The sequence below is a fragment of the Kribbella antiqua genome (genome assembly GCF_004345665.1).
GTDB classification, from domain to species: Bacteria; Actinomycetota; Actinomycetes; order Propionibacteriales; family Kribbellaceae; genus Kribbella; species Kribbella antiqua.
Genome location: NZ_SLWR01000007.1, coordinates 53,489 through 80,335 on the forward strand (window position 1 = coordinate 53,489; position 26,847 = coordinate 80,335).

Below are 26,847 nucleotides of genomic sequence, written 5' to 3' on the forward strand. Positions count from 1 at the left end.
CTGTACTAGCCAGATCTCAGCCCTCGGGATACCGGCATGGACCACAGGCTGAAAAGCGTTGGCGAACTGTCGGCGGCGCCGCCTAGGCTTGATCCATTCGCCTGGTCAGGTGCCTTCTTCACTCCTTCTATGCCTTCTGTGGGACGTCATGTCGCTGCGCCTCATTCCGTTCGCCGACCCGGGTGTGCCGGACACCCGGTCCGGTCTCCGACTCATCCTCTGGCTGGAGCACCAGCAGCTGCGCGGCCAGGCCGTGGCAGTGCTCTGGGGCCTGCTGTTCTTCGGCGGAATCGCCGCTTCCCCGATCGCTGTCGGTCTTGCCGTCCAGGCGGTGATCGACAAGTCCTGGTCGAAGCTGTTCCTGTCCGGTGCCCTGCTGCTCGCGTTCGGCGCGGCCCAGGCCGGTGCCGACTCCTTCTTCCACAAGGCCGTCGTGACCAACTGGATCAGTACGGCGTCACGCCTGCAGCAGCTGCTGTTCCGTAAGGCCGCGGAGCTGGGCTCGCTGCTGACCCGGCGGATCGCCGCCGGTGAGGTCGTCGCCGTCAGCAGCGGCGACGTCGAGAAGATCGGCTGGTTCGTCGAGGTCCTCGGCCGGTTCACCGCCGCGCTGCTGACCTGTTTCGCCGTCGTTGTCGGGCTGCTGCTCTATGAGCCGCAGCTCGGTCTGATCGTCGCCATCGCCGTACCGGTGCTGGCGTTCTCGATCGTGCCGCTGATGGGTCCGGCCGAGCGCCGGGCCGATGCCCAGCGCGCCAAGGGTGGCCGGGCGACCGAGCTGGCCGCCGACACCGTGGCCGGTCTGCGGGTGCTGCGTGGCATCGGTGGCGAGCAGCTGTTCCTGGACCGCTACCGCTCGGCCTCGCAGGACTACCGGGCCAGCGCGGTCCGCAGTGCTCGCATGTGGTCGCTGATCTCCGCGCTGCAGGTGCTGATGTTCGGGCTGTTCCTGGTGCTGATCGTGTGGATGGGTGTCCGGCTGGTGATGTCCAACCGGATCACCGTCGGCGAACTCGTCACGACGTACGGGTTCATCACCTTCATGCTGGTGCCGCTGCACACGTTCGAGGAGACGGCGAGCGCGTTCATCTTCTCGAAGGTGTCGGCGCGCCGGGCGGCTCGGGTGCTGTCGCTCAAGCGGACCGACGAGCACATGGGCACCGCCGAGGCCCAGCTGCCGGATGGTGACCTGCTCGACCCGGTCTCCGGTCTGCACGTGCCGGCCGGCAGCTTCACCGCGATCGTGTGCGGCGACCCGGACGCTGGTGGCCGGTTCGCCGACCGGCTGGGTGGTCACAGCCCGCACGCAGAGGACGGGCAGGCGTCTGTGCTGCTCGACGGCGTCGCGCTGGACGACATCCCGCTCGAGTCGGCGCGCACCGTCGTACTGGTGCAGGACAAGGACCCGGTGCTGCTGTCTGGCACGGTGCGGGAGCTGTTCGACGTGCCGGCGAGTGGTGCGGTCCCTGCTGTGGCTGCGCTCGAAGCGGCGCAGTGCGCGGACATTCTCGACGTACTGCGTCAGTCGTTGCCTGCAGGTGTGTCGGACCCGATGCAGGCCGTGCTGACCGAGCGTGGACGTTCACTGTCCGGTGGCCAGCGGCAGCGGGTGGCACTGGCTCGTTCGCTGTACGTCGACCCGCCGGTGCTCGTGCTGGACGAGCCGACCAGTGCGGTGGACGCGCACACCGAGGCCCGGATCGCCGACGGGCTGCGGCTGCTGCGATCCGGCCGGACCACTGTGGTGTTCACCTCCAGCCCACTGATGCTGGACCGCGCGGAGCGGGTGGTGTTCGTGCCGGACGGCCAGGTCGATGCCGTTGGCACCCACCACGAACTGCTGCACACCAACCCGCGCTACCGCGCGGTCGTCACTCGTGAAGACGAACCAACCTTCGAGGAGTCGGCGTGAAGCGCCCTCTGTACGACCCGGCGGCACCGCAGGAGATAGAGCGCCTGCCCGTCGCCGGCAAGGCAACCGTTCGCGCCTACCTGAAGACCCTGTTCCGCCGGCACCGCCGTGCGTTCGCCTGGCTGACGCTGGTGAACGCAGCGGCAGCGCTGAGCGGCATGGTCGGGCCCTGGCTGCTGGGCAACGTGGTGGAGAAGCTGTCCCGCGGCGAGCGCGACGTCGACCTGCCGTACGTCGTCATCGGCTTCGTCTGCGCGCTACTCGTCCAGACGGTGTTCGTCCGGCTCACGCGGCTGCGCGGCGCCGTACTGGGTGAGGAGATGCTGGCCGACCTGCGGGAGGACTTCCTGGTCCGGGCGGTCGGGCTGCCGCCTGGCGTGCTGGAGCGGGCCGGGACGGGTGACCTGCTGTCCCGGATCACCACGGACGTGGACCGGCTGTCGCACGCCATGCGGGACGCCGTACCGCAGCTGACCATCGCGGTGATCTGGGCGTCGCTGCTGATCGGTGCGTTGATCGTGACCGCGCCGGAGCTTGCGATCGCGGTGGTGATCGCGGCGCCGATCCTGATCTTCGGCGTCCGCTGGTACTTCCGGCGCGGGCCGTCGGCGTACCGGTCGGAGGCGGCCGGGTACGCCGCAGTCGCCTCGGCTCTGGCCGAGACCGTCGACGCCGGCCGCACCGTTGAGTCGCACCGGCTCGGCGACCGCCGGATCCAGCTCGGTGACACCCGGATCGGTCAGTGGGTCGCCTGGGAGCGGTACACGCTGTTCCTGCGGATGGTCCTGTTCCCGGTGATCAACATGACCCACTGCGTCGCGCTGGTCGCCGTACTGGTGATCGGCGGCGGCTTCGCCATTCAGGGCTGGCTCACCGTCGGCGCGCTCACCACAGGTGCGCTGTACATCCAGATGCTGGTGGAGCCGGTCAACATGATGCTCCGCTGGTACGACGAGCTCCAGGTTGCGCAGGTGTCGCTGGCACGGCTGGTCGGGGTTCGTGAGGTCGAGGCGGCGGCAGTCGGTGACGAGACCGAGCCCGAGGGCCGGACTGTGCTGGCGGACGACGTACGGTTCGGCTATCTGGAAGGCCGGGACGTACTGCACGGCGTCACGCTGACTGTGCAGCCGGGTGCCCGCGTTGCGCTCGTAGGCCCTTCAGGAGCAGGGAAATCCACACTCGGCCGGTTGCTGGCAGGCATCTACTCGCCGCGGGTCGGCGACATCACCTTGGGTGGTGCCGCGCTCGACAAGATGTCGGCCGAGCAGGTCCGCAGTCATGTGGCCCTGGTCAACCAGGAGCACCACGTGTTCGTGGGCAGCGTCCGGGACAACCTGCGGCTGGCCAGGCCGGACGCGACCGACGCCGACCTGTGGGAAGCGCTGCGGTCGGTCGACGCCGACGGCTGGGTCGCCGGGTTCGGCAACGGGCTGGACACCGAGGTGGGCTCCGGTGGGATCTCGCTGACGCCTGCACAGGCGCAGCAGGTCGCGCTGGCGCGGCTGGTGCTGGCGGACCCGCACACGCTGGTGCTGGACGAGGCGACCTCGTTGATGGACCCGCGGGCGGCTCGGCATCTGGAGAGGTCGCTGGCCGGCGTGCTGGAAGGCAGGACCGTGGTGGCGATCGCTCACCGGCTGCACACCGCGCATGATGCGGACGTGATCGCCGTGGTCGAGGACGGCAAGATCGTCGAACTGGGCGGCCACGACGAACTGGTGGATGCCCAGGGCCCCTATGCGGCGCTTTGGCGTTCCTGGCACGGGTGACAGATGTGCGGCGGTCAGCTGATCCGGCTGACCGCCGCACCCTTCAGGGCGTGGCCGCCAGTGAGGCGGTCTCCCAGGCGAAGCCATCCGGGTCGGTGAAGGCCCCGCCGCCGATCGTGAGCCGGTGCGACCCGGTGCCCTCAGGTGAGACGCCGAGGTCCTTCGCAAGCGCGCGCCGCTTGTACAGCGCCAGCTTGACGGGACTCGACGCGAACTCGACGTACATGCGGCCGAAGCTCTTCCCCACGGCAAGGCCCTGGTCGACGTAGAACTTCTTGCTCGCGGCCACGTCCGCGACCCCCAGCAGGACCACGAACTCGTCGATCTGCTTGCTGGCAGGGCCGGTGTCCTTCTTGGCCGAGGTCGCGACCTTCCAGATCGCACCGTCCGGCGCCTGTACGACGCCGCCGTACCCCCAGAGCGACTTCGTGGCGGGCTTGAGCGTGGTGGCGCCGGCCTCGAGCGCGGCGTTGATGAGGCTGTCGACGTTGGCCGGCTGGGACACCGTGAGCGCCAGGGTGAAGCCACGGAAGCCGGAGGTGGGTGCTTCCGAGGCCCGCAGGCGCAGCTGCGTGTCCAACCCGAAAGCGGCGGTGTAGAAGCGGTTGGCGGCCGTGATGTCGGCCACGTCGAGGGTGACGAATTCGATGGATGCCATGTCCATCACGCTATGGCGGCTGGGCGATCGGAGCTTCTTGATTCCTGACCAGTTGACCGCTGACGTGTGAGGATGAAGCGTGCTGACGGACTTCTTCTCGCTGCCCACGACGATGGCCCTCGACGTCGACGACGAAGGCCGCCTGCTGGTCCTGTACGACGGGACCGGCACCAGGCAGATCAACGAAGTGATGCCGGACGGGTCCTGGCGGGCGCTCACCGCACTCGACGACACCGTCCGGACTGCGCGGTTCGTCCCGGGCAGCAGCCGGGTCGTCGTCGAACACGACTTCGGCGGCAGCGAGCGCGGTCAGCTGTCCATGCTCGACCTGGATGACCAGAGTGCGCCGCCAGCCCTCGTGGCGCTTGTCCACGACCGCGCGTTCAAGCACAACCCGGTCGACGCCAAGCCGGATCGCGTGCTGTACACGACCAACCGGCGCAATGGGACCGACTTCGACCTGGTGGCGCGGGCGCTGTCCACCGGAGTCGAGAGAGTGGTGTACGAAGGCGGCGGCTGGGTGATGGGCGTCAAGCCGTCCCCGGACGGCAAGTGGGTCGTGCTGTCGCTGGCCAGTGCCCCGGCGAACTCCATGCAGCTCCTGCTCGTGGATACGACCAGCCGAGCCGTCACCGAGCTCACACCGTACGACGCTCACAACGACCAGCAGGCGGTGTCGTGGCTGCCGGACTCCTCCGGGTTCGTCGTCTCCAGCAACGCGGGGCGGGACCGGTTGGCGGTACGGCGCTATGACCTCGACGCTGCGGCCTGGTCAGACCTGCTGGTGGACGACGAGCGCGACCTGGCCGGCTGGGTCTGCCCGGACGGCGAGCACCTGCTGGTGGCGGTGACAGACGACGGCGTCGTGTCGTTGGAGCTGCACAAGCTTGCGGACGGCGCACTGGTCGCGCCACTCGATCTGCCTGCGGGCGGTACGGCAGCGCGGGCCATGATGACTCCGGACCCGCTGTGGTCGCCCGACGGCTCCTTCGCGGTGCTGACTTACGGCTCGTCGGTCGAGCCGCCGACTGTGTACCGCTACACGCTGGCGAGCGGCGAGGTGGTTGCCATGCGACCGCCTGGGATGCCGGAGCTGCCCGCTGAGCTGACGCATCCGGAGAGCTATCGAGTGCCGTCGTTCGACGGTGAGCAAGTGCCGGTGTTCGTCTACCGTCCGACCGGGCCTGACCTGGGTTCGACCATCGTCCACGTGCACGGTGGTCCCGAGGGCGCGGCCATGCGCAACTGGAACCCGGTGGTCGCCGCACTCGCTGCAGAGGGCCACACGGTCGTCGTACCGAACGTTCGCGGCTCAGCGTCGTACGGGAAGCGTTGGTACTCGCTGGACGACCGGGAGCTGCGGCTGGACTCGGTCAAGGACCTGGCCGCGATCCACGCCTGGCTGCCGTCGATCGGCCTCGACCCTTCTCGTGCGGCGCTGTGGGGTGGTTCGTACGGCGGCTACATGGTGCTGGCCGGTCTCGCGTTCCAGCCGACGCTGTGGGCAGCCGGTGTGGACATCGTCGGGATCGCCTCGCTGGTGACGTTCCTGGAGAACACCTCTGACTACCGGCGAGCGACCCGCGAACGCGAGTACGGCTACCTGGCCACCGACCGGGACTTCCTCGAGGAAGCGAGTCCGCTCAGCCGAGTCGACGACATCCGCGCACCGCTGTTCGTCATCCATGGCGCCAATGACCCGCGGGTGCCACTGTCGGAGGCCGAGCAGATCACCGAGGCCTTGGCCAAGCGAGACATCCCCTGCCAGCTGCTCGTCTACTCAGACGAGGGCCACGGCCTCGCCAAGCTGGACAACAAGCTCGACGCCTACCCGAAGGCCTTCACCTTCCTGCGGGAGCACCTGACCACAGCGGAGTGAGGGTCCGCGCGGCCGCATCGAGCCGCACCGGCAGTCCCAGCGGTACGGCCAGGTTCAGCGCCTCATGCCCGATCGCAACACTGTCCACCATCGGTACGCCGAGTGGCTCGAGCCGCTCGGCGACCACCACCTCGATGTCGCTCGCTTCGCTGAAGTCCCCGACCACGATGCCGGTGACCTGGTCGAACCAGCCGGCTCGCAGCAACTGGGTCAGCAACCGGTCCACCCGATATGCGTCCTCGTTGACGTCCTCCAGTACGACGACACCCGCGGGCGGCGCGTAGGTCGGCGTACCGATGCTCGACGCGAGCAACGCGAGATTGCCGCCACGCAGGCGTCCCTCGGCGACACCATCGACCACAGTCAACGCACCATCGAGCAGGTCGGTGACGCTCTGCGGCTCGAACAGCAGCGCGCGCAGCCGTTCGCGTCCGACCGCGTTGCCCAACTGCTCCACCCCGGCAGCCATCGGTCCGTGGATCGTGACGAGCCCACGCGCGTTCAGCGGCTCGTGTAGCGCAGTGATGTCGCTGAACCCGACGAACCACTTCGGCAGCGCCACCAGTTCGTCGAAGTCGACGTACTCGAGCATCCGCTGCACGCCGTACCCACCACGGGCACAGAACACCGCCGGAAAGCTGGAGTCCAGCCAGGCGTTCCGCAGGTCCTCGGCGCGTGCTTTGTCCTCAGCAGCCAGGTAGTCCAGCCCCTCGTGCCCAGCCAGCACCGACGGCATCACCTCGACCTCAAGGCCCCACTCCTTGAGGTACTGCGTCCCGATCTCCAGCCGCTCCGGCCGAATCGGCCCCGACGGCGCCACCACGGCCACCCGGTCTCCAGCCACGAGTGGCCGCGGCACCCTCACGTCAGTCACGCCGAAGACGCTACCAACTGACCTCGATCGTGGCGGTCTTGGAGACCCCGTTGACAGTGACCCCCAGCTGGACTGTGCCCGGACGCAGCGCGGTTACCTGGCCGGTCGAGGGGTCGTACGACGCCACGGCCCAGAACGGAGCGGTGCGAGCCGGACCGATGTGCAGCAGCGACGAGCCCCACCAGTCGGACGACACCGGGTAAGCCACGGGCACCCGGCGAGCCTCCTGTACGAAGGTCGCCGCAGCCGTGCCGGTCTCGCCACGGTGGAGCGTCGCGGGAGCGGTGAGCTCGAGCGAGTCCACATGCGGGCGCATCTCCACCTGGAACCAGGAGCGCTCAGGCGCCGACCACTGCCGCTCACCGGCTGGGGCAGCACCCGCCTTGGGGTCGATCCCGACCAGCGCCCATCCGGTGAAGCCGCCGTCGTCCGGTGCGGACGCCGGGCCCTTGCCTGAGTTGCCGGTCAGCGGCAGCAGTACGCCGTCCGTCCGGCTCGCCGCGAAGGTACCGGCGTGGGCCGCCATGTACGCCGCACCCTTGCCGGTCGAAGCCCGGAAGTCCGCCAGCCACTTGACCAGCAGCTGAGCTTCCTTGCGGTCGCCGAGCTGCGAGTTGGCGGTCGGCGACGGGTCGTTGATCGGGTGATGCGCCATCACCACGACGTTGCGGATCGACTTGCTGGTCGCAGCCTCGTCCAGCTGCTTGCGAAGGTCCATGATCTGCGCGAATCCACCCGCTCGCAGCGACCCGAGCGACGAATCACGCAGGATGAACCGCGTCCCCTTGTGGTCGAACGTGCTGGTCGGCGGCCCGAAGACCTTCGTCCACTCGGACAGATCGCCGGGCCCGTAGCTCTCGTGGTTGCCCGGCACGTAATGCACCGGCACCTTGCCCGCGACTTCCTCGTCGATGATCTGCTTCGCCAAGGCGATGTCATTGGCGAAACCGCGGTCGACGAAGTCACCGTTGATCACCAGGAAGTCCGGGTTCTGCGCGAGTGCCTCGCGGATCGTCCGCCGGGCCTGCTTCACGAAGTCGGAGTTCGGGTCGTCCGCGGTGAACTGCGCGTCCGACATGACAGCGAAGCGCCACCGGCCGCCCGTTGCCACGGTCCCGTCCGTGACCACGAGCGGGTCGACCACCTTCGCCGCGGGCGCCATGTCCACCGGCGGCGCACCGCGCAGGGTCAGGTCGTCGACGATGATCCGGCCCGAGTACTGCCGGGTCGGCACCGTCTCCACGACGTAGATCCGCCAGAACCGCAGCGGCATCGCCAACCCCGGCGGGATGTCGGCCTCGACGTACTTCCAGCCGGTCCAATCCACCGACGCCGCGATGTTCAGCGTCTGCGGCGAACCGCCGGCCGCGGTGTAGGCGTTCGCCCGCAACCACGCACCCTTGCCGTCGCCGTAGACCCACGCTCCCAGCTTCTGCGGCTGACCAGGCAGCGTCAGCTGCGGCGTCACCGAGAGGTACGCCGCCCTCGTCGCCGTAGTGCCCGTCAGCGAGTAGTCGAGCGCGATCGCCTGCCCACCATCGTGCCCCTCCGCCGCGGACCGTGACGCCGTCGCCGCTCCGGCCGGTACGGCGTTCGCCGCCCAGCGCGACAGGTCGTCGACCTCGTCGATCACCGTGCTGCTCAGGCCGGACGTAACACTGAGCTGCGTGGTCAGATCGCCCACCTTCGCGGTGATCACAGTCGACACGGCGTCGTTGCTGAGGGCATTCACTTCGAATCCATTGCCTTTAGCAACCACCTTGACCATGGCCGGGTCGTAAGCGAGCGTCACGTCGCGCGGTTCGACCCAGGTCGAGAAGCCGTCGGCGTCGTATCCGTCGATCGAGAAGTTGCCCTTGGAGGTTGCGTCGGACAACGACACCTGCCGCGTCGACGGCGCCAGCCGGATCGGCGTACCGAGAACCGTCAGCGGGAACCGGCCGAGCGCCGTACCGCGAACTGCCGACACCACTGCATCACCAGCCTTCCGGCCAATCACCACACCCTGCTGGTCGACCCTGACATTGCTCCCGGCGAACCAGTACGGCGTACCCGTCGCCGGCGCGTAGGTTTCGTCGTGGCCGGTCGCGGTGAGGACACGGCTGAGACCGGTCAGGACGCGGGAGCTGCGGGACAGGTCCGCGTCGGCGTCCTCGGCCGAGGTGCCGGCAGCCTCGATCTGGAAGCCGGTGAGCTTGCCTGAACCCTTGACCGGAAGCAGACCGAGTCCGTTCGGAATTACCCGCTCACCGCCGTCGGATGGATCGTTGACCACCTGGGGCGACGCCTCGCCCGGCGAGCGGGCCAGCATCGTCGACGAACCACCGCCGTCCAGGTTCAGGGCGTCGTCGGCGCCGAGGCGGATCATCAGCTGGCCCATCTCCTTCAGGGACAGACCCCGCGAACCAGTGGCGCGTCCGTCGACCGTGAGCAGGATCATCCGGCTGCCGTCGGCGTCGAAGCCGACCGCGGTCCGCGGCGCGAGGTCCGCATCCGGAACGTCGGCCGGGACCACACCGTCCTTGGCGAGCTGGTAGTTGCCGCTGACACCCACCGCGACGTCCGCCGCGTCCGGGCGTACGCCGTACTGCACCTCGACCTTGTCGCCGATTTCGAAGGCGGCCAGCGACTCGGCGCCGGCCTCGCGGCCGATCAACGCCTGCTCGTTCGCGGCCAGTGGAGTGGTGCCCGGAGTGGTCGCAGACGAGACGACGACTCCGTCGCGAAGGATCACCTCGCGGACGGTCGGGAGGCCGTCGACGGTCCTGGTGCGGGCCGCGTCGCCCCACTCCGGCGTGTAGAGGCCGATGCCGCCGGAGTTGACGGTCGGCGAGTTGAGGTTGGTCAGCTCGAGCTTGGTCGCGTCATCGTCGGTCGCGCTGCCTTGCAGGAAGAGCTGCGCGATCCGGCCGAGGCCGTCCTTGCCGATCACCGCGGTGTCGTTGTGCCCGGCCGCCGGTGCGTTGATCAGCCGGCCGTCGCGTTCGATGCCGACGCCGAGCGGCGCGGTGGTGTCGTTGATGTCGAAGAAGTCACCGTTGACGCCGGCGATCGCGCCCTTCCGGGCGAGTTGCTGGCTGAGCGGCGTACCACCGGAGACCTTGCCGGTGTTGACGTAGTCGACGGTCACGCCGTGCTTGTCCAGGTCGGCGGCGAGGATGTCGCCGCGGAGCCAGCCCTTCGGATCCAGGCGCTCGAACGACGTGTAGTTCACGCCCGGCGCGACCGGGCTGTCCTCGCGGCTCGCCACCAGCCCGTCGCCGGCGATCGCGGCATCGGGGATGAGCTGCGGCTCGGCCTGCGGTTGAGCGAAGGCCGGAGTCAGGGCGGCACCTGCGAGCAGGCCGCCCACTCCGAGCGCAGTGGTCAGAGTTCGGTAGAGCGACATAGCAGCCTCCCCAGCGTGGACGGACGCGGCCATCCGACGCCGTGCGCTCTACCGCCACATGAGACACAGATGTACGCCGGTCAACCGACCGGTGACAAAGTAACGTCTCCCAGCTTCAATCGGAAGGTTTTTCTCACTACTGGCCGCCGGCGAACCCGGTCTCGTAAGCAAGCACCACGGCTTGGACGCGATCGCGGACGCGCAACTTGGTCAGCACCCGCGCGACGTGCGTCTTCACCGTCGTCTCGGCCACGACCAGTTCGGCGGCGATCTCCGCGTTCGACAGTCCGCGCGCGATCAACCGCAGTACGTCGAGCTCGCGCTCGGTCAGCGAGGCCAGCTCCTGGGGCAGACCCTGCGGCTTTGCGGGCTCGACGAAGCGCTCCACCAACCGCTGAGTGATCGCCGGCTCGATCAACGAGTCACCGGTGGCTGCCGCGCGTACGGCGGCAATCAGCCGGGTCGACGGCGAGTCCTTGAGCAGGAACCCGGCCGCACCGGCGCGCAGCGCGCGGTAGACGTACTCGTTCTGGTCGAACGTGGTGAGGACGATGATCGTCGGCGGGTTCGGCTGGCGCCGGATCGCCTCGGTGGCCGACAGGCCGTCGAGTTCCGGCATCCGGATGTCCATCAGGATCACATCGGGCTCGGCCAGCTGGGCCTGACGGATCGCCTCGGTTCCGGTGTCCGCCTCGGCGACCACCTCGATGTCGCCCTCGGCCTCCAGGATCACCCGGAAGCCGGTGCGGACGAGGGTCTGGTCGTCGGCGACGAGCACGCGGATCTTCTCGGACACACCGCGATTGTGCCCGGCGGGTCATCCCTCTGGCGACTGCCGTCATCCCTGCGGAGGACGCCAATCGTCCTGCCGCCAGACGTGGTTGACGCGCGCCGGAATCTACCGTCGCAGCATCAGGGTCCAGGGGTGACCCGGAGGGAAAGGAAAAGCGATGAACGCAATCTTCAGGGGGATCCGGCCCTTCGACTATCTGCTGGCCGGCCTCATGACCGCAGCGGGTGCGTTCCTGATGTACGAGAACATCTCGCTGACGGACGAGGATCTGCCGCACCAGCTCTCGACGACCTCGTGGGCGATCCTGCCGGTCTTCCTGCTCGTCACGCTGCCCGCGTTCGGCTGGATCACACGCTGCGGCGTCGTCATCCCGCTGGCGTTCGCCCTGGCGTACGCCGTCGCCCGGTTCGCCGGGGCCTGGCGGAACCACGTGACGGGGCTCGCCGGCCTCGTTGTACTGCAGGTCGTCATGCTGGTCAGGGACGCGTCGATCGACACCGTCGCGGGCGGCCTGGCGATTGCCCTTCCGGGCATCGCGCTCTTCTACGGCATCGGCGTGCTCGTGCAGAATCGAGTCACCAAGCAGTCCGCGCGTGTCGCAGTGGTCAACGAGCGCGCGGCCGCCTGAGGGGGTCAAGTGATGAGTGAGGCCAATCAGCAAGGACACAGTCGCGGCATCAAGGTCCGTGACTGGCTACTCGCGGGAGGCCTCACCGCGCTCGGCGTCTACCTGATGTGGTCCAACATCGGGACGTCCGACGATCAGGTCCGGGCAGCCATCGCGGAGGGGTCGATGGCGCACCCGATGAGTTCGCATTCAGTCTGGATGATCCCGGTCTTCGCCGGCGCCGCGATTCCGGTGCTGTGGTGGCGGCGCAACGTCGTCGCCGTCACCACAGTCTCCGTCGTGGTGATGGCGCTGCATGACGTCATCTTCGGCTGGGTGACTCGCTGCGGCGCCGGCCTCCCACTCGCGTTCGTACTGGCGTTTCTCGGCGCACTCGTGTCCGAGCGCGCGACTGCGTGGATCATCGCCGCGCTCGTCTCCTTGCTGACCGTGCTCGTGCTGGTCGTGGATGCCACCACCGGTCCGGGCGCCGTACTGCTCGCTTTGCCCGTCCTGGCGGTCGTCTTCGGTGTCGGCCGGGCCGCCCGGCACCGGACCGCGCTGAACCGCGAGCTCGAGGTTCGCGAAGCGGAACTGCGGAGGCTCCGCGACGAACGTGCCGCGCTGGAGGTCGCGGATGACCGGGCGCTGCTTTCCCAGCAACTCGACGGACTGCTGCAAGAGCGGCTCTCCCAGCTGACGACGGCTGCGGAGTCGGCGGACGGGCTCCCGCCGGCGCAGGCGAAGGCGGTGCTGGAATCCATCGAGTCCCGCAGCCGGCAGACCCTGGACGACATGCGTGAGATCGTCGGTCTGCTCCGCGGCGACGACGCGGCCCTGGCGCCGGTGCCGACCGTCGCCCACCTCGACACGCTGCTCGCACGGCTTCGCACCGGACGCTCGCGGCTGACCGTGACGGGCAACCCCCGGGTATTGCCGGCGTCGGTCGAACTCTCGGCGTACCGCATCGTCGAGCACTTGATCACCGCGCTCGCCGACCAGGCCGACACCCCGATCGAGGTCGCGGTGCGGTTCGAGGCCGATGCCCTCGAGATCCGGGTGAACGGCCTGGTGGACAAAGCCGCGGATCTGAAGGCGGCCGTCGCCCGTGCTCGGGAGCGCGCCAAGCTACTCGGTGGCTCGGTCGACGTGAAGGTCGCCCGGGGCCGCGCGGGCGCCGTGCCCCAGTTGCCCGTCCTCGGCTGATCCGAGGGGGTTCGGCGCGTGCACAGACTGGAGCGGGTAGGGATCGTCGTCCTCGTGGCCCTCGTCGCCGCTCTGCCGACGGCGATCCACGGCTGGCCGACCACGGTCGCTGGGAACGCCTTCACCGCACTCTTGCTGGCGAGCGGGCTCACGCTGCTGTGGTGGCGGGAGCATCCCCGTCTGGTCGCCGTTCTGGGCGGTGCGGCCTGGCTGCTGGTCGCTCTGCTCGGCGATTACGGCTGGTTCCCTGACACCGCGTTCGCGATCATGGCGCTGCTCGCGAGGTGGCAGCTTTGGGTTGGCCCGGCCGCGCCGCGTGGGTGGTCGGGTTCGGTCTGGTGGTGTATCTGTTTGTTCTCTGGCTGATCCTCGGCAACACCAGCGCGGTCGCGTTGGTGATGTTCAGCGTTCCCGGCTTCTTCGCGGGCACGATCCTGCGGCTACGCCGGGAGGCAGCCGACGCGCTGGCCCAGCGCGGCCGGGAGCTGGAGGAGGAACGCGAGCTCTTCGCCGATCTCGCCGTACGCCGTGAGCGGGCCCGGATCGCGTCGGAGTTGCACGACATCGTCGGCCACGCGATCAGCGTCATGGTCATCCAGGCCGCGGCGGGGCAGCGGCTGGTCGACCATGACCCGGACCGGGCCAGACAGGCCTTCGCCGCCATCGCGGAGTCGGCGCGCCAGGGCCATGACGACCTGCAGCGGCTCGTCGAGCTGCTCGGCGGAACAGAAGTCGGAGGCCCGGATCTGTCGCTGATCGAGGAGGTAGTGACCCGGGCCGCACGTGGCGGGCTGAACGTGTCCTGCCGGTTCGAGGGAGAAGGCGATGGCCTGGCCGCTCCGACCGCCCAGGTCGCCTTTCGCGTCGTCCAGGAGAGTCTGACCAACGCGCTCCGCTACGCGCCGGGGGCGGCCGTGCGGGTGCTGGTCAACGGGGCAGGTCGGGAAATGATCGTCAGCGTCGAGAACGATCACTCGATCCAGGAGCGGCCAGGTCTGGCCGGCACGGGTCATGGGCTGGTCGGGCTGCGGGAACGTGTGCAAGAACTGGGTGGCCGGCTGGTCGCCGGACCGACCCCCGGCGGCGGCTGGCGGGTCGAGGCGACCCTGCCGGACGGTCGCCGGGTTCGAGGTCGCCGAGGGTGACCCTCGAACCCGACGTGCCAAGTTCGTCGCGGGTGTCGTCAGGCAGTGCTGACGGGGCGGCCCGAGGTTTGCCAGGCGTGCATGCCGCCGTCGAGGTTCACGGCCTCGCGGCCTAGCTGGTTCAGGTACTGCGTTGCCATTCCGGAGCGGCCGCCGACCGCGCAGACGCACAGCACCTTCTGGTCCAGCGGCACCTCTCCGACCCGCTCCTGCAGCTCACCGAGCGGGATGTGGTTCGCACCCTCGATGTGTCCGCGGTCCCACTCGTCCGGCTCACGCACATCCAATACGAACGCCTCGGCCAGCAAGGCATCGTCCAAGTCGGCCACCACGACCGACGGAATCTCCTGGTTCTGGAACATGCCTAAATCATGGCAGAGCTCACAACCCGCCCACCTTCCACCTGCAGATCTCAGCCGATGCAGGCAACTCGGGCACGCCGGTCCACTCGAGTGAAGTCACCTGGCCTGCGGAAAGGGTTGGCCAGCACCCAACTCCTTTCACTCGACACAGTGGCTTCGGTGGCGAGGGCTTTCGGCGGGCACGGTGGCTTCAGTGGTGAGGGCTTTCGGCGGGCACGGTGGCTTCAGTGGTGAGGGCTTTCGGCGGGCACGGTGGCTTCGGTGGCGGAGGGAGTGGTGGGCGGGCGGTGGGAAGGCGGTTGCCCGAGGCGTGGATCGTGCGTTGACACGCACCCGGCCGATTGCCGAATGTCAGATGAAGGAGGCGACGGTCGTTGGCACTGATTCAGGGCATCCCCGGCGAGTTCGGACCGCAACCTTGGGGTGAGGCTGTGCTGCGCAGCTGCGAGCTGCTACTCCGGATCACCCGCCGGCCCGCCAATCACGAAGTACGTCTGCCCGGTCTCGCCACCACCCCGCGCCACGTCGTCGAGGACGGCACCGGCAGAGCCCTGACCTGGCGCCGCGACGGCGACGACCTGGTCGTCCGGCTGCCCCACTCTGACTCCGTCTCCGGCGCCTCGATCGTCCGCGTCGCTCTGCAAGGCAAGCTGCGGATCGTCCCGCCCGACACCGTCACCGCCCACGCTGACGGCGTCTGGGTGCTCACCCCGACCGGTGCGACGTCACACCTCGTCGCCCGCCGCTCCGCGGACGTCGCTGTACGGGTGTTCGGGGATGCCGACGGGGATTCGCGGGTTGAGCTGGCGCACCAGTCGTACGTCGTACCCGATCTCGGTCGGACCGTCGGGCCGTTCGCCGTGCCGGCTGGGCTGGTGGTTCCGTTGACGGTCGAGGCAGCTTCGGTACGGCGGATTCTGGTGGCGCCGGTGGGGACGGTGGTGGCGTCGATTCATCCGGCCGACGGTGGAGTGTCGGTCGTCGTGACGAACTTCGGGCGTACGGTCGCGCACGGCGAGGCGGTGCTGCCCTTGCCTACCGGGCGCTGCCGATGGGCCTTCGAGGACCTCAGACCGGGTGCGTCCGTCAGCTGGCCGGCGGCCGTCAGCGGATCCGGCGAACTCCGGGTCCAACTCGATGCCGGCCGCCGCTCGGCATCAGCGCCGTACTTACTTCAGTAGCTTCGACAGTCGGCGGTCGGCGAGTGGTTTGCCGCCGGTCTGGCAGGTGGCGCAGTACTGCAGGGACGAGTCGTGGAAGCTGACCTCGCGGACGATGTCGCCGCAGACCGGGCACTTCTCACCCTTGCGGCCGTGCACGCGCAGACCGGACTTCTTCTCCGACTTCAGATCCTGCACGGCGAGCCCGGCCGACCGGTCGACCGCGTCCTTGAGGGTGTCGCGCATCGCCTCGTACAAGATCTGCAGCTCGTCCTCGGACAGGTTGGACGCCGGTTTGAACGGGCTCATCTTGGCGACGTGCAGGATCTCGTCGGAGTACGCATTGCCGATGCCGGCGATCACCGACTGATTCCGCAGGACGCCCTTGAGTTGCACGCGGCCCTCGCGTTTGAGGATCTCGCTGAAGTCCTCCAGCGACAGCGTGAACGGGTCAGGCCCGAGCCGCGCGATCCCGGGCACCTCGGCCGGGTCGCGGACGACGTACACCGCGAGCTTCTTCTGCGTGCCGGCTTCGGTCAGGTCGAAACCGGAGCCGTCGTCCAGCACCGTGCGCAGCGCGATCGGCCCCTTGCCGGGCCGCACCAACGTGGTCGACTGCTCCTCTTTCCAGCGCAACCACCCGGCCCGGGCCAGATGGATGACCAGGTGCACGCCCTGCGCCTCGATGTCGAGGAACTTCCCATGCCGCCGTACGTCGTCGATCAGCAATCCGACCAGGCTCGAGATCGGCGGGTCGTAGGTCTTCAGCGCACTGATCGCCGTGATGTCCGCGCGTACGAACGCCCGCCCGACGGCTCGCTCCCGCAGGAACCCCGCCAGCGACTCGACCTCCGGCAACTCAGGCACCGTCCCAGTGTGCCTGACGCCACGGACATTTTCCGGCCGAAGCCTCGATCCACCGGCCCGCGGATCGGGGCTTCAGGGTGGGAACAGGGGGTTCGTGGGGTGAACCCGCAGGTGTTTGTTGACGGTGGGCGGTAGCGTCTTAGGGCAAGAGAGTAGGGAGGCCCTGATGGGGTTTGTGAAGACGTTGGTCAAGGGTGCGGTCGTCGCCAAGCTGGCGCAGATCGCGCAGCGCGAGCTCAGCAAGCCTGAGAACCAGCGCAAGATCAAGGACGCGTTCCAGAAGGTGCAGCAGCGTCGCGGCGGGGCGCACTAGCGATTCGTTCTGGCCAAGCTTCAGCCCGGCGGAGCGCGGAGGTTCCGCGCCGCCGGGCTTGAAGCGTGCGATCAAGCCGGCAGGTGAGCCTGGAGCGTGTAGGTCGCGGGCAGGCGGTGGGGATTGCGGGTCAGGCGCCACTCGCCGGCCTCGTCCACGGTCATCAGACCGGGCAGCGCGTTCCACGGCGAGCTGTCGTGTTCGGTGAGTGAGTCGAAGACCAGGCCGGCGTTCTGCAGCCCCGTGATGATCTCGCCCAGGCCGTGGTTCCACTCGTGGGTCGTGTTCGCGGTGAACTCCACGTCGGTCTCGACGTACGTCCCGCCCTCGTTCCAGATGATCCCCTCTTCGGTCTCGAAGTAGGGATGCTTCAGCACCGGATCCTCCGGCGCCGAGTCGAGCGCCCACAGCATCGGGTGACCCTCGCGCAGGAACAACCGCCCACCCGGCTTCAGCAGGCCGGCGACGGTCCGCGCCCAGCGCGCGATGTCCGGCAGCCAGCAGATCGCGCCGATTCCCGTATAGACCAAGTCGTACGACGCGCCGAGCACCTCGACAGCGTCGTACGCATCGGCGACATGGAAGTCGACCGGCAGCCCGAGCCGATCCGCGAGCGACTGAGCCTGCTCGATCGCCGGCGGCGAGAAGTCGAGACCGCTCATCCGGGCGCCGAGCCGGGCGAGCGAAACCGTGTCGGTGCCGATATGGCACTGCAGGTGCACACCCCGCAGCCCGGAAATGTCGCCCAGCCTGGGCACATCGAACCGGACCACGCCGCTGAGGTACTCCGGATCCGCCTCGAACTGCTTCACGTGGTAGTCGGGTGATGCCACGTGAGCCGGCACCCGTTCGTCCCAACTGGCCCGATTCACATCCCGGTAGTCAATCACGGCCCGACCCTCCCATACCGTCCGTTGCCCCCGCCCCCTAATTACCGCCGTCGGAGCAGGTGAAAGTCCAGGGCGTGAAAGACCGCCGGGGAGGAGATCCCCGGCGGTCTTATGGGTTGGGTCCCGGTGCCGTGTCCCGGTGGCGCCGGGAGCAACCTGCTCAGGCCGCGTGCCGGCCGTGGTGAGTGAGGGTGCGCGCCCGGTGGATGGCGTGGATGGTGCCGGGGGTCGACGCGGGCTTGTGGTTGAGGGGCTGGGCCGCGCCGCCGAGGGCGAGCAGGTCCAGCTTGGTCCGGGCCAGATCACGGTCGTCGGTCACCCAGGAGCCACGTGTGCCGGTCGCGAGACCGGTGGAGTGACGCCTGTTGCTGAGCTCGAGGGCTGCGATCACGGCCAGTGCGAGTACTGCGAGAAGAATCAATCCGGTCATGGCAGTAATCATGCTACCAACCAGATCCAGCCACCATTGGCAGTATTGACAGAGTTCCACAAATTTCTGCCATACTGGCGGAATGCTGGAAAAGATCGCCGTCGTCCTGATGGAGGACGTGGCCCTGTTCGAGTTCGGCGTGCTGGCCGAGGTGTTCGGCATCGACCGGACCGATGACGGTGTGCCCCCGTTCGACTTCAAAGTGTGCTCGACCCGGCCGGGCGAACCGCTGCAGACCAGCAGCCACTCCCAGGTGGTCGCGCCGTACGGGCTGGAGGAGCTCGAGGACGCCGACCTGATCGGGATCCCGGCGACCACCTGGCGGCACGAGTACGACGAGCGCATCCTCGAGGCGCTCCGTCGAGCCGAGGCACGTGGGGCGATCCTGCTGACGGTGTGCTCCGGCGCATTCGTGCTCGGCGCGGCCGGCCTGCTCGACGGGCGGCAGTGCACGACCCACTGGCGCTATGTCGACAAGTTCACCACGCAGTTCCCCACCGCGAAGCTGGACCCGGATGTGTTGTTCGTCGACGACGGCAACATCATCACCAGCGCCGGCACCGCGGCCGGCATCGACGCCTGCCTGCACCTGGTCCGGCGCGAGCTCGGCAGCGCGGTCGCGACCCGGATCGCCCGCCGGATGGTCGTCCCACCACAGCGCGACGGCGGTCAGCGCCAGTACGTCGAGGTCCCCGTGCCCGAGTCGACGGGCGAGAGCCTGCAGCCGGTGCTCGACTGGATGGTCGACAATCTGACCATCGACCACACGATCCCGGCGCTGGCTCGGCGGGCGCAGATGTCGGAGCGGACGTTCGCCCGGCGGTTCGTCGCCGAGACCGGGACGACGCCGCTGAAATGGGTTACCACCCAGCGCGTCCTGCGGGCGAGAACCCTGCTGGAGCAGACGCGGATGGGCATCGAGCAGATCGCGTCGGAGTCAGGATTCGGGACGGCTGCGCTGTTGCGGCACCACTTCCGTAGAGTAGTCGGCGTGCCGCCACAGGATTACCGCCGTACCTTCCGAACCGCAGGCTGATGGTCGAATACCGCAACGCCGTCGCGGCCGATGCCGACGACGTGATGAAGTTCTGGGCCACCGCCGCTGAGGACGCACACCGTCCACCGGACTCGTCCGACGCCGTACTGCGGCTGATCGCACGCGATCCGGACGCCCTGATCGTTGCCGTGGACAACGAAGCCGTCGTCGGCTCGATCATCGTCGGCTGGGACGGCTGGCGCTGCCATCTGTACCGGCTGGCCGTCGCCCCGACCCACCGTCGCCAAGGCATCGGCCGGCAGCTCATCTCACTGGCTGAAGAGCGATTCACGTCGTACGGCGGAACGCGTGCGGACGCGATGGTGCTGGACGACAACACTCAGGCCCACGGCGCCTGGCACGCTGCCGGGTACGCGCCACAACCCGAATGGTCTCGCTGGGTGAAGCCTTTGAGCTGACGGGACGAGCCGGGGGGCGACCGAAGCGAACGAACGAGCGTGTGCCTCGTCGAGGGGCGTTGGTGCCTTTAGCGGTGGTCCAGTCGTTCGCTGGCAAGGCGGAGGAGGAGAGCAATGCGGAGCATTGCGCGACGACGACAACGCCGCCAGCGGGCGTCTGGGGCGCCGCTAAAGGTGCCGAACGTTCCTTGACGAGGCACTGGTATTGGAGCGACTCGTGGTAAGGCCTCCCCGGCGGCTCAGTTGGGACGTCGTGCGCGTCCTTGCCGTAGCTGCCGTTGTGTTTCATCACACGACTTTTCAGGGCCCAGTCCTGCATCCTGAGCTGGGCGAACCGTTGTACAGCTACCCGATGCAGGTCGGCGCCAGCACGCTGCTGGTGATCAGCGCGTACTTCATCTGCGTCACCATCCGGAAGGGCTCCACCGGGCTGTGGTGGTGGTCCCGGGTTTCCCGGCTGCTGCCGCCGTACGCGGTCGCGGTGTTGTTCACGTTCGCGATCCTGGTGTTGTTCAGGCCGGCCGAGTGGGGACAGCCGACGACGCGTGATCTGTGGGCGAACCTGTTGCTGACGGCGTCGTTCGACCCCTCGGTGAGCTTGATCGACGGTTCGTACTGGACGTTGCCGCTGCAACTGATGGCGTTCACGTTCGCGGCGCTGCTCTGGCCGGCGGGCGTTGGCGTAGGCCGGCGGATCAAGGTGTTGCTCTGGGCAATGATCGTCGTACCGGTGATCCTGCAGTGGAACGACCGGATCCTGCATTCACCGCTCTGGATCCAGATGGCCTGGAACGGCCTCGGGCTGCATCGGCTGCAACTGTTTGCCATCGGCATCGGAATCTGGCTGTGGGCACAGCGCCGGATCGGCTTGCCGCATCTGGCGTTGCTTCTCGTCGCCACTATGTATGCGCAATTCGCCCACACCGCGGACCTGCACTCCTCGGTGGGCTTCGGGCTGCTCACCGCAGTCGTCGTCCTGGCGACTCGTGGTCCGGACTGGCTGGTGTTCACCCCGGTCCGCAGGCAGATCCAGTTCCTGGCCAAGATCTCCTTCGGCGTCTACCTGATGAATCAGGAGGGCGGGTACGTGATCGCCTACTGGCTGATGAAGCTGGGGGTTGGGCGGCTCGGGCAGATCATGGGCACAGTGGCGGCAGTCGTCGTACTGGCGTGGCTCTTGACCAAGTACGTCGAGCAGCCGGCGTACAAGTTCTTGACGACCACGGGCGCTCGGTGGCTGGCCAGGATCAGGCGGCCGCTGCGTCGTCGGCGTCGGCGAGAGATACTTGACATCGGATACCCGCCCGCTAATACTCGATTTCGAGTAATTGAGATCGGGGAGGTGTCGGATGGCCCGGCGGAAGGTGAGCAACCCGCTGGCGTTCGCCGTGCTCGGCAGCCTGGTCGAGCGGCCGATGCACCCGTACGAGATCTCCACGTTGCTGCGGGCCCGCGGTAAAGACCAGAGCATCAAGCTGAACTACGGCTCGCTCTACTCCGTCGTCTCGGCACTGGAGAAGAACGGGTTCATCGAGGCGCTGGAGACGATCCGGGAAGGCAACCGGCCGGAGCGGACGGTGTACCAGATCACCAAGAGCGGCCAGGAGGAGTTCGCCGACTGGTTGACCGAGCTGATCGGGACGCCGGCCCGCGAGTTCCATCCGCTCGAGGCCGGTCTCGCCTACCTCCCTGGCCTGCCGCCCGATCGGGTGGCCGAGCTGCTCGAGCAGCGGCTCAAGGCGGTCGACGCGGAGATCGAGGAGATCGTCGCGGCTCATGAGCAGATGGCGTCGATCGACTTCCCGCGCATCTTCTGGGTCGAGTCGGAGTTCCGGCTGGCGCTGCTGAAGGCCGAGTCGTCGTACGTCCATCAACTCGCCGAGGAGATCCGGAGCGACCGGCTGGACGGTTCGGCGTTCTGGCGGAAGGCCTGGAAGCTGTACGAGGAGGAAGGGATCGCTCCAGTCGATCAACTCAAGGATCCGGTCAAGTACTTCGGGACGGAGTTCGCCTGGATGCAGGCGATCCCGCCGGAAGCCAGATAGAGACGGCCCTCGACCCCAGGTGCGGCAACACCACGGGGTCAAGGGCCGCAGTTCCTCGAGTCGGTCCGCAGACCTGGCACCCAAGGCGCACTCATCAGGATAGCCAGCCGCGGATCGGCTCCCATCACCACAAGGGAGTCAGCACATGGCTACGGATGCCCTCGAAGCGGTCGACCTGGTCAAGACGTACCCGGCCGGCCGCAAGAAACCACGCCTGCGCGCGCTCGACGGTCTCACCTTCAGCGTTCCGGAGGGCGTCGTACTGGGTCTGCTCGGCCCGAACGGCGCCGGCAAGTCCACCACCGTCAAGATCCTCACCACCTTGTCCCGCGCCGACTCCGGCACGGCGCGCGTGGTCGGGTACGACGTCAATCGCTCGCAGGAGCAGGTACGACGCTCGATCGGCTACGTGCCGCAGAAGTCGAGCTCCGATCCACTGGCGACCGGGGTCGAGAACCTGGTGCTGAGTGGACGGATCTACGGGCTGTCGCGGTCCTTGGCGGTCCGACGTGCTTCCGAGTTGCTCGAGCGGTTTGAGCTGACCGCGGTCGGCGATCGTCCGGTCAAGACGTACTCCGGCGGGATGCAGCGCAAGCTCGACGTCGCGCTCGGGCTGGTGCATCGGCCGCGCGTACTGTTTCTCGACGAGCCGACGACCGGGCTCGATCCGGAAGCGCGCGCGGAGCTCTGGAACGAGGTCGGCCGGCTGTCGGGTGACGAAGGCCTGACCGTGTTGCTCACCACGCACTATCTTGAGGAAGCGGACTGGCTGGCCGATCAGCTGGCGATTGTCGACCATGGCAAGGTCGTTGCCGAAGGCACCCCTGAGGCACTGAAGGCGGAGCTGCGCGGCGACTCCGTGCACGTCGAGCTGGTCTCTCCGGACACGGATGGTTTGGTGCATCGGCTGCTGTCCGATCTGCCCGGCGTCGGCGAGATTGTTGTCGAGGGCAATGTTTTGCGGGCGCGTGTCGACCACGGCGCGACCGCGGTTCCCGCCGTACTGGGAGCCCTTGAGGACAAGGCGGTTCCGGTGACGGCGGTGACGGTGTCGCGACCGTCGCTGGACGATGTGTATTTGCGCTACACCGGCCGATCTTTCCGTTCCGTCGAAGGGGAGGCGGCGTGACTCACACCACCTTGATCACCGGCCGCTGGCTGCGGGCGCAGTACCGGCAGCCGGCCTTGATCGCCTTCACGTTGGTCCAGCCCGCGATCTGGTTGCTGCTGTTCGGCCAGCTGTTCCGGGGGGTGGTGAACATCCCGGGGTTCGGCGACTCGTCGTACATCGCCTTCCTGACGCCGGGCATCGTGATGATGACCGCGCTGATGAACAGCGGCTGGAGCGGTACGACGTTCATCGCCGACATGGAGCGCGGCGTGATGGACCGGATGCTCGCGTCGCCGGTCAGTCGCGGCGGGCTGATGGCGGGCCAGCTGATCAGCAACGCGACCACGACGGTGATCCAGACCATCCTGGTGTTCGCGATCGGCTTCGCCGCGGGTGCTCGGTACGACGGTGGTGCCGGTGGTTATGCCATCACTGTCTTTGCGGCGATGTTGGTCGGTACGGCGTTCGGGTCGCTGTCGAACGCGGTCGCGCTGCTGACTCGGCAGGACGAGGCTCTGATCGGGATCTTCCAGTTCGTCTCGCTGCCGCTGACGTTCATGTCGTCGATCATGATCGATCCTCGGGTGGCCCCTCACTGGGTCAACGTCGCGGCTCGCTTCAACCCGGTCGACTGGGCCGCTCTCGCCGCGCGCCAGGCGTTGTCGGCCGCTCCGGACTGGTCGTCGGTGGCCCGTCACGGGTTGTATTTGGTCGCTTTCACGCTGATCGTCGGCTGGCTTTCCACTCGAGCCTTCCGCACCTACCAGCGCTCGATCTGACGGGTCTCTTGCATTCCATAGCCGCCGCCCCCTCGGTCAACAGCTCAGCCACCTCCGGCGTACCGAACTCTCGCCATCACAACCTCAGCCGGCGAGGGCTTTGGTGTACCAGGGTTTGATGACCTCGTCGATGATGGTGAGGCGTTCGTCGAAGGGGAGGAAGGCGGACTTCATCGCGTTGATGGCGAACCAGCGGAAGTCGGCCAGGCCGTAGTCGAAGGCCTCGGCGAGCAGGGCGAGTTCGCGGCTCATCGACGTACCGCTCATCAGGCGGTTGTCGGTGTTGACGGTGACGCGGAAGCGGAGTTTGGCGAGCAGGCCGATCGGGTGTTCGGCAAGCGACGTGGCCGCGCCGGTCTGGAGGTTCGAGCTCGGGCACATCTCGAGCGGGATCCGGCGGTCCCGGACGTACGCCGCCAGTAGGCCGAGCTCAGCCTTTTCACCAGTTTCGTCGTACGTGATGTCGTCGATGATGCGGACGCCGTGGCCAAGCCGGTCCGCGCCGCACCACTGGATCGCCTGCCAGATCGACGGGAGCCCGAACGCTTCGCCGGCGTGGATGGTGAAGTGGGCGTTCTCGCGCTGCAGGTACTCGAACGCGTCCAGGTGCCGGGTGGGCGGGTAGCCCGCCTCCGCCCCGGCGATGTCGAACCCGACCACCCCGGCGTCGCGATAGGCGACCGCGAGGCGCGCGATCTCCATCGACCGCGCCTGGTGCCGCATCGCGGTCAGTAGTTGCCGCGCGACGATCGGGCGTTCGGCGTTCGCCATCCCGTGCTCGAAGCCGGCGCGCACCGCCTCCACCACCTGCTCCAGGCTGAGCCCCTCGCGCAGGTGCTGCTCGGGCGCGTACCGGATCTCGGCGTACACCACCCCGTCCGCGGCCAGATCCTGCACACACTCACTCGCGACTCGGGTGATCGCCTCGGCGTTCTGCATCACCGCCACGGTGTGATCGAACGTCTCCAGATACCGCTCGAGCGACCCGGAGTCCGCCGACTCCACGAACCACTGCCCCAGTTCGGCCGAGTCGCTCCGCGGCAACTCGTGCCCGATCTCCCGCGCCAACTCCACGATGGTCTCCGGCCGCAAACCACCATCCAGATGGTCATGCAACAAAACCTTCGGCGCCTCGACCAACTGCTCCGGACTGATCATCCCGCCATCTTGTCAGGCCAACCGCACAACCACCCGAACAGCCTGGGAGAGGTACGTCAGGCTGCGTGGATTTTGAACACTGGGACGCCGGGGGCTACGTGGAGGAGGACCTCGAGCGGGGAGTCGGCGCGGACGTCGCCGCCGAAGAAGGTGCCTACTTCCCAGGCCCACTTCTTGAGGTAGAGGCGGAGGATTTCGGGCTTGTCGGCGTCGGCGAGCTCTTCGGCGCGGAATGTCTCGATCTTGCGGCCGAGCTGGAGCCGTCCCTCGGTGTTCGCTCGCAGGTTGCGGACCCACTGGGTGTGACCGCGCGGGGCGACCAGGTAGCGCTGGCCGTCGAGGACGAGGAGGTTGACCGGAGTACTGCGCCAGTCGCCGCTCTTCCGGCCCCGGACCGACAGAACGCGGCTGCCCATCAGGCTGATGCCGAGCTTGGTCAGGCGGGCGACGATCCGGTTGAAGATCCGCATGCTGCCCTCGCCGGCAGTGACCAGGCGCTTCTCGTTGTACTCCTGCGTGAACTCCATGGCGGGATGCCTTTCTCGACTCTTTGCGAGAGCGGTGCTCTCTGTTGTGATCAGTGAACACTGGAACAGTGCTCACTGTCAAGAGCACTGCTCTCGGTTTTGTGGCAGACTGGGTCGCATGAACGCCGGACGCACCGCACGAGACCGGGCCCGCGCCGAGCTCACCCACGAGATCAAGGCCGCCGCCCGCCGCCAACTCGCCACCGAAGGCGCCGAGCGGCTGTCGCTGCGCGCCATCTCACGCGAGCTCGGCATGGTCTCCTCGGCGCTCTACCGCTACTTCCCCAGCCGGGACGACCTCCTGACCGCCCTCATCATCGACGCGTACGACGCTCTCGGCGCGACCGCGGAGGCGGCAGCCCAGGAATCGGAGAACGACTACCCCTGGGACCCGTTGGCGACCTGGACGGCTGTGTGTTCCGCCGTACGGGATTGGGCTCGGGCGAATCCGCATGAGTATGCCCTGATCTACGGGTCGCCGGTCACCGGATACAAGGCCCCGCAGACGACGGTCGAGCCGGCGAGCCGGGTGCCGATCGTTCTGCTCGGTCTGCTGAGCCGAGCTCACGCCGAGGGCTGGCTGTCTCCGCTCCGCAGCGCTCCCGAGGTCGACGGTGTACTGGCTGATCAAGTGGATGTGCTGGCCGAGTTGGCCCCCGGCGTACCACGGAAGACGCTACTGCGGGTGGGGATCGCGTGGACGCAGCTGTTCGGGATGATCAGCTTCGAGCTGTTCGGTCAGCTGGTTGGGACGATGGATCCGGCGGACGAGTTCTTCGCGGCGGCGACCAGGCAGATGGCTGAGTTCATCGGCCTGCGAAGGCTCGCGGCAGTGGGAGAGTGACGGCACGCCGGACCTTGCGGACGTACTGATCGCGGGGGATCGAGATCGCGCCGAGGGTGGCGAGGTGGTCGGTGACCCACTGGATGTCGAAGACGCGGTCCTCGGCGTACTCGTCGTCCAGCAGCTCGATCAGCCCGGCAACGGCCGCCTTCGACCCGTCGGTCTTGTGATGGAACATCGACTCACCGGCGAACAGCCCGCCGATCGCGACGCCGTACAGTCCGCCGGCCAGCTCGTCGCCATCCCATGCCTCGACTGAATGGACCCAGCCGAGCCGGTGCAGTTCGGTGTACGACGCGATGATGCCTTGGTCGATCCAGGCGCCAGTACGACGTGGGTCGGCGCAGGCGCGGATGACCTGGTCGAACGCCGTGTTCACGCGGATCTCGTACTTGCTCCGCGCCCGGCGCAGCGAGCGCGTCGGGCGGTAGCCGGCGACCTCGATCACACCGCGGTCCACCGGCGACCACCAGAGCAGCGAACCGCGGTGGTCGGGCATGGGGAAGAGCCCCCGCCGGTACGCCGCAAGCACGGTGCCGGGCTCCAGATCCGCCCCACCCGCAACCACGTCCTTCGGCCCCGCCACCTCCACAGGCGGAAACTCCCACAAAGAAGCAAGCGGTTCCACAGGCACACCCCCATCCTGACCTACCCGGCGGCCCAGCTTCCCTCGCC

Annotated in this window: 27 protein-coding genes; 16 read left to right on the forward strand and 11 right to left on the reverse strand. The window is 68.0% G+C overall.

Annotation, left to right across the window (positions count from 1 at the left end):
* Positions 1-148: 148 nt before the first annotated feature.
* Entirely contained in the window at positions 149-1,912 is a 1,764-nt protein-coding gene (locus EV646_RS20310) for an ABC transporter ATP-binding protein (protein ID WP_132150860.1), read from the forward strand.
* Entirely contained in the window at positions 1,909-3,681 is a 1,773-nt protein-coding gene (locus tag EV646_RS20315) for an ABC transporter ATP-binding protein (protein WP_132150862.1), read from the forward strand. Before EV646_RS20310 ends, EV646_RS20315 begins: the two co-directional genes overlap by 4 nt.
* Positions 3,682-3,724: 43 nt before the next feature.
* On the opposite strand, the gene EV646_RS20320 is transcribed toward EV646_RS20315, so the two are convergent.
* Positions 3,725-4,339, reverse strand: coding sequence for a VOC family protein (locus EV646_RS20320; RefSeq protein WP_132150864.1), 615 nt, complete (start codon positions 4,337-4,339; stop codon positions 3,725-3,727).
* A 79-nt stretch (positions 4,340-4,418) separates the two neighbouring features.
* Here EV646_RS20320 and EV646_RS20325 point away from each other — a divergent pair, with 79 nt between their 5' ends.
* Positions 4,419-6,218, forward strand: a complete 1,800-nt coding sequence (locus tag EV646_RS20325; RefSeq protein ID WP_241996202.1) for a S9 family peptidase — start codon at positions 4,419-4,421, stop codon at positions 6,216-6,218.
* Here the strand turns inward: EV646_RS20325 and EV646_RS20330 are convergent.
* From EV646_RS20330 to EV646_RS20340, 3 genes are all read right to left on the reverse strand, one after another.
* Entirely contained in the window at positions 6,181-7,092 is a 912-nt protein-coding gene (locus tag EV646_RS20330; protein WP_132150866.1) for a S66 peptidase family protein, read from the reverse strand. The genes EV646_RS20325 and EV646_RS20330 overlap by 38 nt on opposite strands.
* Before the next feature lie 10 nt (positions 7,093-7,102).
* Positions 7,103-10,480 carry a phosphodiester glycosidase family protein gene (locus EV646_RS20335; protein WP_132150868.1) on the reverse strand — a complete coding sequence of 1,126 codons (3,378 nt, stop codon included), beginning with the start codon at positions 10,478-10,480 and terminating at the stop codon, positions 7,103-7,105.
* Between the two features lie 136 nt (positions 10,481-10,616).
* The gene (locus EV646_RS20340; RefSeq protein ID WP_132150870.1) at positions 10,617-11,276 is read right to left on the reverse strand and encodes a response regulator; all 660 of its coding nucleotides are present in this window, start codon (positions 11,274-11,276) and stop codon (positions 10,617-10,619) included.
* A 154-nt stretch (positions 11,277-11,430) separates the two neighbouring features.
* Between EV646_RS20340 and EV646_RS20345 the strand changes: the two genes are divergently transcribed.
* From EV646_RS20345 to EV646_RS20360, 4 genes are read left to right on the forward strand one after another with little or no spacing between them, the layout of a single operon-like run.
* On the forward strand, positions 11,431-11,901 hold the full coding sequence (locus EV646_RS20345) for a hypothetical protein (protein ID WP_132150872.1): 471 nt from the start codon (positions 11,431-11,433) through the stop codon (positions 11,899-11,901).
* A 12-nt stretch (positions 11,902-11,913) separates the two neighbouring features.
* Positions 11,914-13,086, forward strand: coding sequence for a sensor histidine kinase (locus tag EV646_RS20350; protein WP_132150874.1), 1,173 nt, complete (start codon positions 11,914-11,916; stop codon positions 13,084-13,086).
* An 18-nt stretch (positions 13,087-13,104) separates the two neighbouring features.
* Positions 13,105-13,452 (forward strand): hypothetical protein, encoded by a 348-nt coding sequence (locus EV646_RS20355; protein WP_132150876.1) that lies wholly within the window; start codon positions 13,105-13,107, stop codon positions 13,450-13,452.
* Entirely contained in the window at positions 13,428-14,231 is an 804-nt protein-coding gene (locus EV646_RS20360; RefSeq protein WP_132150878.1) for a sensor histidine kinase, read from the forward strand. Before EV646_RS20355 ends, EV646_RS20360 begins: the two co-directional genes overlap by 25 nt.
* Before the next feature lie 38 nt (positions 14,232-14,269).
* Here EV646_RS20360 and EV646_RS20365 read toward each other — a convergent pair whose 3' ends face one another.
* Complete coding sequence (locus tag EV646_RS20365) at positions 14,270-14,593, reverse strand: rhodanese-like domain-containing protein (protein WP_199237089.1); 324 nt, start codon at positions 14,591-14,593, stop codon at positions 14,270-14,272.
* A 374-nt stretch (positions 14,594-14,967) separates the two neighbouring features.
* Between EV646_RS20365 and EV646_RS20370 the strand changes: the two genes are divergently transcribed.
* Positions 14,968-15,774, forward strand: a complete 807-nt coding sequence (locus tag EV646_RS20370; RefSeq protein ID WP_132150880.1) for a hypothetical protein — start codon at positions 14,968-14,970, stop codon at positions 15,772-15,774.
* Here the strand turns inward: EV646_RS20370 and EV646_RS20375 are convergent.
* Positions 15,763-16,620 carry a DNA-formamidopyrimidine glycosylase family protein gene (locus EV646_RS20375; RefSeq protein WP_132150882.1) on the reverse strand — a complete coding sequence of 286 codons (858 nt, stop codon included), beginning with the start codon at positions 16,618-16,620 and terminating at the stop codon, positions 15,763-15,765. The genes EV646_RS20370 and EV646_RS20375 overlap by 12 nt on opposite strands.
* Positions 16,621-16,786: 166 nt before the next feature.
* Here EV646_RS20375 and EV646_RS39395 point away from each other — a divergent pair, with 166 nt between their 5' ends.
* Entirely contained in the window at positions 16,787-16,933 is a 147-nt protein-coding gene (locus EV646_RS39395; RefSeq protein ID WP_199237090.1) for a hypothetical protein, read from the forward strand.
* 71 nt (positions 16,934-17,004) lie between these two features.
* Here the strand turns inward: EV646_RS39395 and EV646_RS20380 are convergent, their stop codons facing one another.
* On the reverse strand, positions 17,005-17,823 hold the full coding sequence (locus tag EV646_RS20380) for a class I SAM-dependent methyltransferase (protein WP_132150884.1): 819 nt from the start codon (positions 17,821-17,823) through the stop codon (positions 17,005-17,007).
* Between the two features lie 160 nt (positions 17,824-17,983).
* Complete coding sequence (locus EV646_RS20385; protein WP_132150886.1) at positions 17,984-18,253, reverse strand: hypothetical protein; 270 nt, start codon at positions 18,251-18,253, stop codon at positions 17,984-17,986.
* Positions 18,254-18,335: 82 nt separating this feature from the next.
* On the opposite strand from EV646_RS20385, the gene EV646_RS20390 reads away from it, so the two are divergent.
* The 6 genes from EV646_RS20390 to EV646_RS20415 all read left to right on the forward strand — a co-directional run bounded on the left by EV646_RS20390 (position 18,336) and on the right by EV646_RS20415 (position 23,643).
* The gene (locus EV646_RS20390) at positions 18,336-19,289 is read left to right on the forward strand and encodes a GlxA family transcriptional regulator (protein ID WP_132150888.1); all 954 of its coding nucleotides are present in this window, start codon (positions 18,336-18,338) and stop codon (positions 19,287-19,289) included.
* Positions 19,289-19,708 carry a GNAT family N-acetyltransferase gene (locus tag EV646_RS20395; RefSeq protein ID WP_132150890.1) on the forward strand — a complete coding sequence of 140 codons (420 nt, stop codon included), beginning with the start codon at positions 19,289-19,291 and terminating at the stop codon, positions 19,706-19,708. Before EV646_RS20390 ends, EV646_RS20395 begins: the two co-directional genes overlap by 1 nt.
* A gap of 253 nt (positions 19,709-19,961) precedes the next feature.
* Entirely contained in the window at positions 19,962-21,167 is a 1,206-nt protein-coding gene (locus EV646_RS20400; protein WP_277875124.1) for an acyltransferase family protein, read from the forward strand.
* Complete coding sequence (locus EV646_RS20405; protein WP_132150894.1) at positions 21,058-21,753, forward strand: PadR family transcriptional regulator; 696 nt, start codon at positions 21,058-21,060, stop codon at positions 21,751-21,753. Before EV646_RS20400 ends, EV646_RS20405 begins: the two co-directional genes overlap by 110 nt.
* Before the next feature lie 145 nt (positions 21,754-21,898).
* Positions 21,899-22,882: an ATP-binding cassette domain-containing protein gene (locus tag EV646_RS20410; RefSeq protein WP_132150896.1), complete on the forward strand. Its 984-nt coding sequence runs from the start codon at positions 21,899-21,901 to the stop codon at positions 22,880-22,882.
* The gene (locus EV646_RS20415; RefSeq protein ID WP_241996203.1) at positions 22,879-23,643 is read left to right on the forward strand and encodes an ABC transporter permease; all 765 of its coding nucleotides are present in this window, start codon (positions 22,879-22,881) and stop codon (positions 23,641-23,643) included. The genes EV646_RS20410 and EV646_RS20415 overlap by 4 nt, the downstream gene beginning before the upstream one ends.
* An 84-nt stretch (positions 23,644-23,727) precedes the next feature.
* Here EV646_RS20415 and EV646_RS20420 read toward each other — a convergent pair whose 3' ends face one another.
* Positions 23,728-24,801, reverse strand: a complete 1,074-nt coding sequence (locus tag EV646_RS20420) for an adenosine deaminase (RefSeq protein ID WP_132150900.1) — start codon at positions 24,799-24,801, stop codon at positions 23,728-23,730.
* 56 nt (positions 24,802-24,857) lie between these two features.
* Positions 24,858-25,328, reverse strand: coding sequence for a nitroreductase family deazaflavin-dependent oxidoreductase (locus EV646_RS20425; RefSeq protein ID WP_132150902.1), 471 nt, complete (start codon positions 25,326-25,328; stop codon positions 24,858-24,860).
* Between the two features lie 118 nt (positions 25,329-25,446).
* On the opposite strand from EV646_RS20425, the gene EV646_RS20430 reads away from it, so the two are divergent.
* The gene (locus EV646_RS20430) at positions 25,447-26,172 is read left to right on the forward strand and encodes a TetR/AcrR family transcriptional regulator (protein ID WP_132150904.1); all 726 of its coding nucleotides are present in this window, start codon (positions 25,447-25,449) and stop codon (positions 26,170-26,172) included.
* Here EV646_RS20430 and aat read toward each other — a convergent pair.
* Positions 26,135-26,806 (reverse strand): leucyl/phenylalanyl-tRNA--protein transferase, encoded by a 672-nt coding sequence (gene aat / locus EV646_RS20435; protein ID WP_132150906.1) that lies wholly within the window; start codon positions 26,804-26,806, stop codon positions 26,135-26,137. The genes EV646_RS20430 and aat overlap by 38 nt on opposite strands.
* Positions 26,807-26,847 lie beyond the last annotated feature (41 nt).

Excerpts from the sequence above, each read along its gene's own strand:
- EV646_RS20310 (WP_132150860.1), top strand. The coding sequence starts at position 149 with ATGTCGCTGCGCCTCATTCCGTTCGCCGACCCGGGTGTGCCGGACACC.
- EV646_RS20335 (WP_132150868.1), bottom strand. The coding sequence starts at position 10,480 with ATGTCGCTCTACCGAACTCTGACCACTGCGCTCGGAGTGGGCGGCCTG.
- EV646_RS20345 (WP_132150872.1), top strand. The coding sequence starts at position 11,431 with ATGAACGCAATCTTCAGGGGGATCCGGCCCTTCGACTATCTGCTGGCC.
- EV646_RS20395 (WP_132150890.1), top strand. The coding sequence starts at position 19,289 with ATGGTCGAATACCGCAACGCCGTCGCGGCCGATGCCGACGACGTGATG.
- EV646_RS20390 (WP_132150888.1), top strand. The coding sequence starts at position 18,336 with ATGCTGGAAAAGATCGCCGTCGTCCTGATGGAGGACGTGGCCCTGTTC.
- EV646_RS20430 (WP_132150904.1), top strand. The coding sequence starts at position 25,447 with ATGAACGCCGGACGCACCGCACGAGACCGGGCCCGCGCCGAGCTCACC.
- EV646_RS39395 (WP_199237090.1), top strand. The coding sequence starts at position 16,787 with ATGGGGTTTGTGAAGACGTTGGTCAAGGGTGCGGTCGTCGCCAAGCTG.
- EV646_RS20320 (WP_132150864.1), bottom strand. The coding sequence starts at position 4,339 with ATGGCATCCATCGAATTCGTCACCCTCGACGTGGCCGACATCACGGCC.
- EV646_RS20365 (WP_199237089.1), bottom strand. The coding sequence starts at position 14,593 with ATGTTCCAGAACCAGGAGATTCCGTCGGTCGTGGTGGCCGACTTGGAC.
- EV646_RS20385 (WP_132150886.1), bottom strand. The coding sequence starts at position 18,253 with ATGACCGGATTGATTCTTCTCGCAGTACTCGCACTGGCCGTGATCGCA.
- EV646_RS20405 (WP_132150894.1), top strand. The coding sequence starts at position 21,058 with ATGGCCCGGCGGAAGGTGAGCAACCCGCTGGCGTTCGCCGTGCTCGGC.
- EV646_RS20420 (WP_132150900.1), bottom strand. The coding sequence starts at position 24,801 with ATGATCAGTCCGGAGCAGTTGGTCGAGGCGCCGAAGGTTTTGTTGCAT.
- EV646_RS20350 (WP_132150874.1), top strand. The coding sequence starts at position 11,914 with ATGAGTGAGGCCAATCAGCAAGGACACAGTCGCGGCATCAAGGTCCGT.
- EV646_RS20425 (WP_132150902.1), bottom strand. The coding sequence starts at position 25,328 with ATGGAGTTCACGCAGGAGTACAACGAGAAGCGCCTGGTCACTGCCGGC.
- EV646_RS20410 (WP_132150896.1), top strand. The coding sequence starts at position 21,899 with ATGGCTACGGATGCCCTCGAAGCGGTCGACCTGGTCAAGACGTACCCG.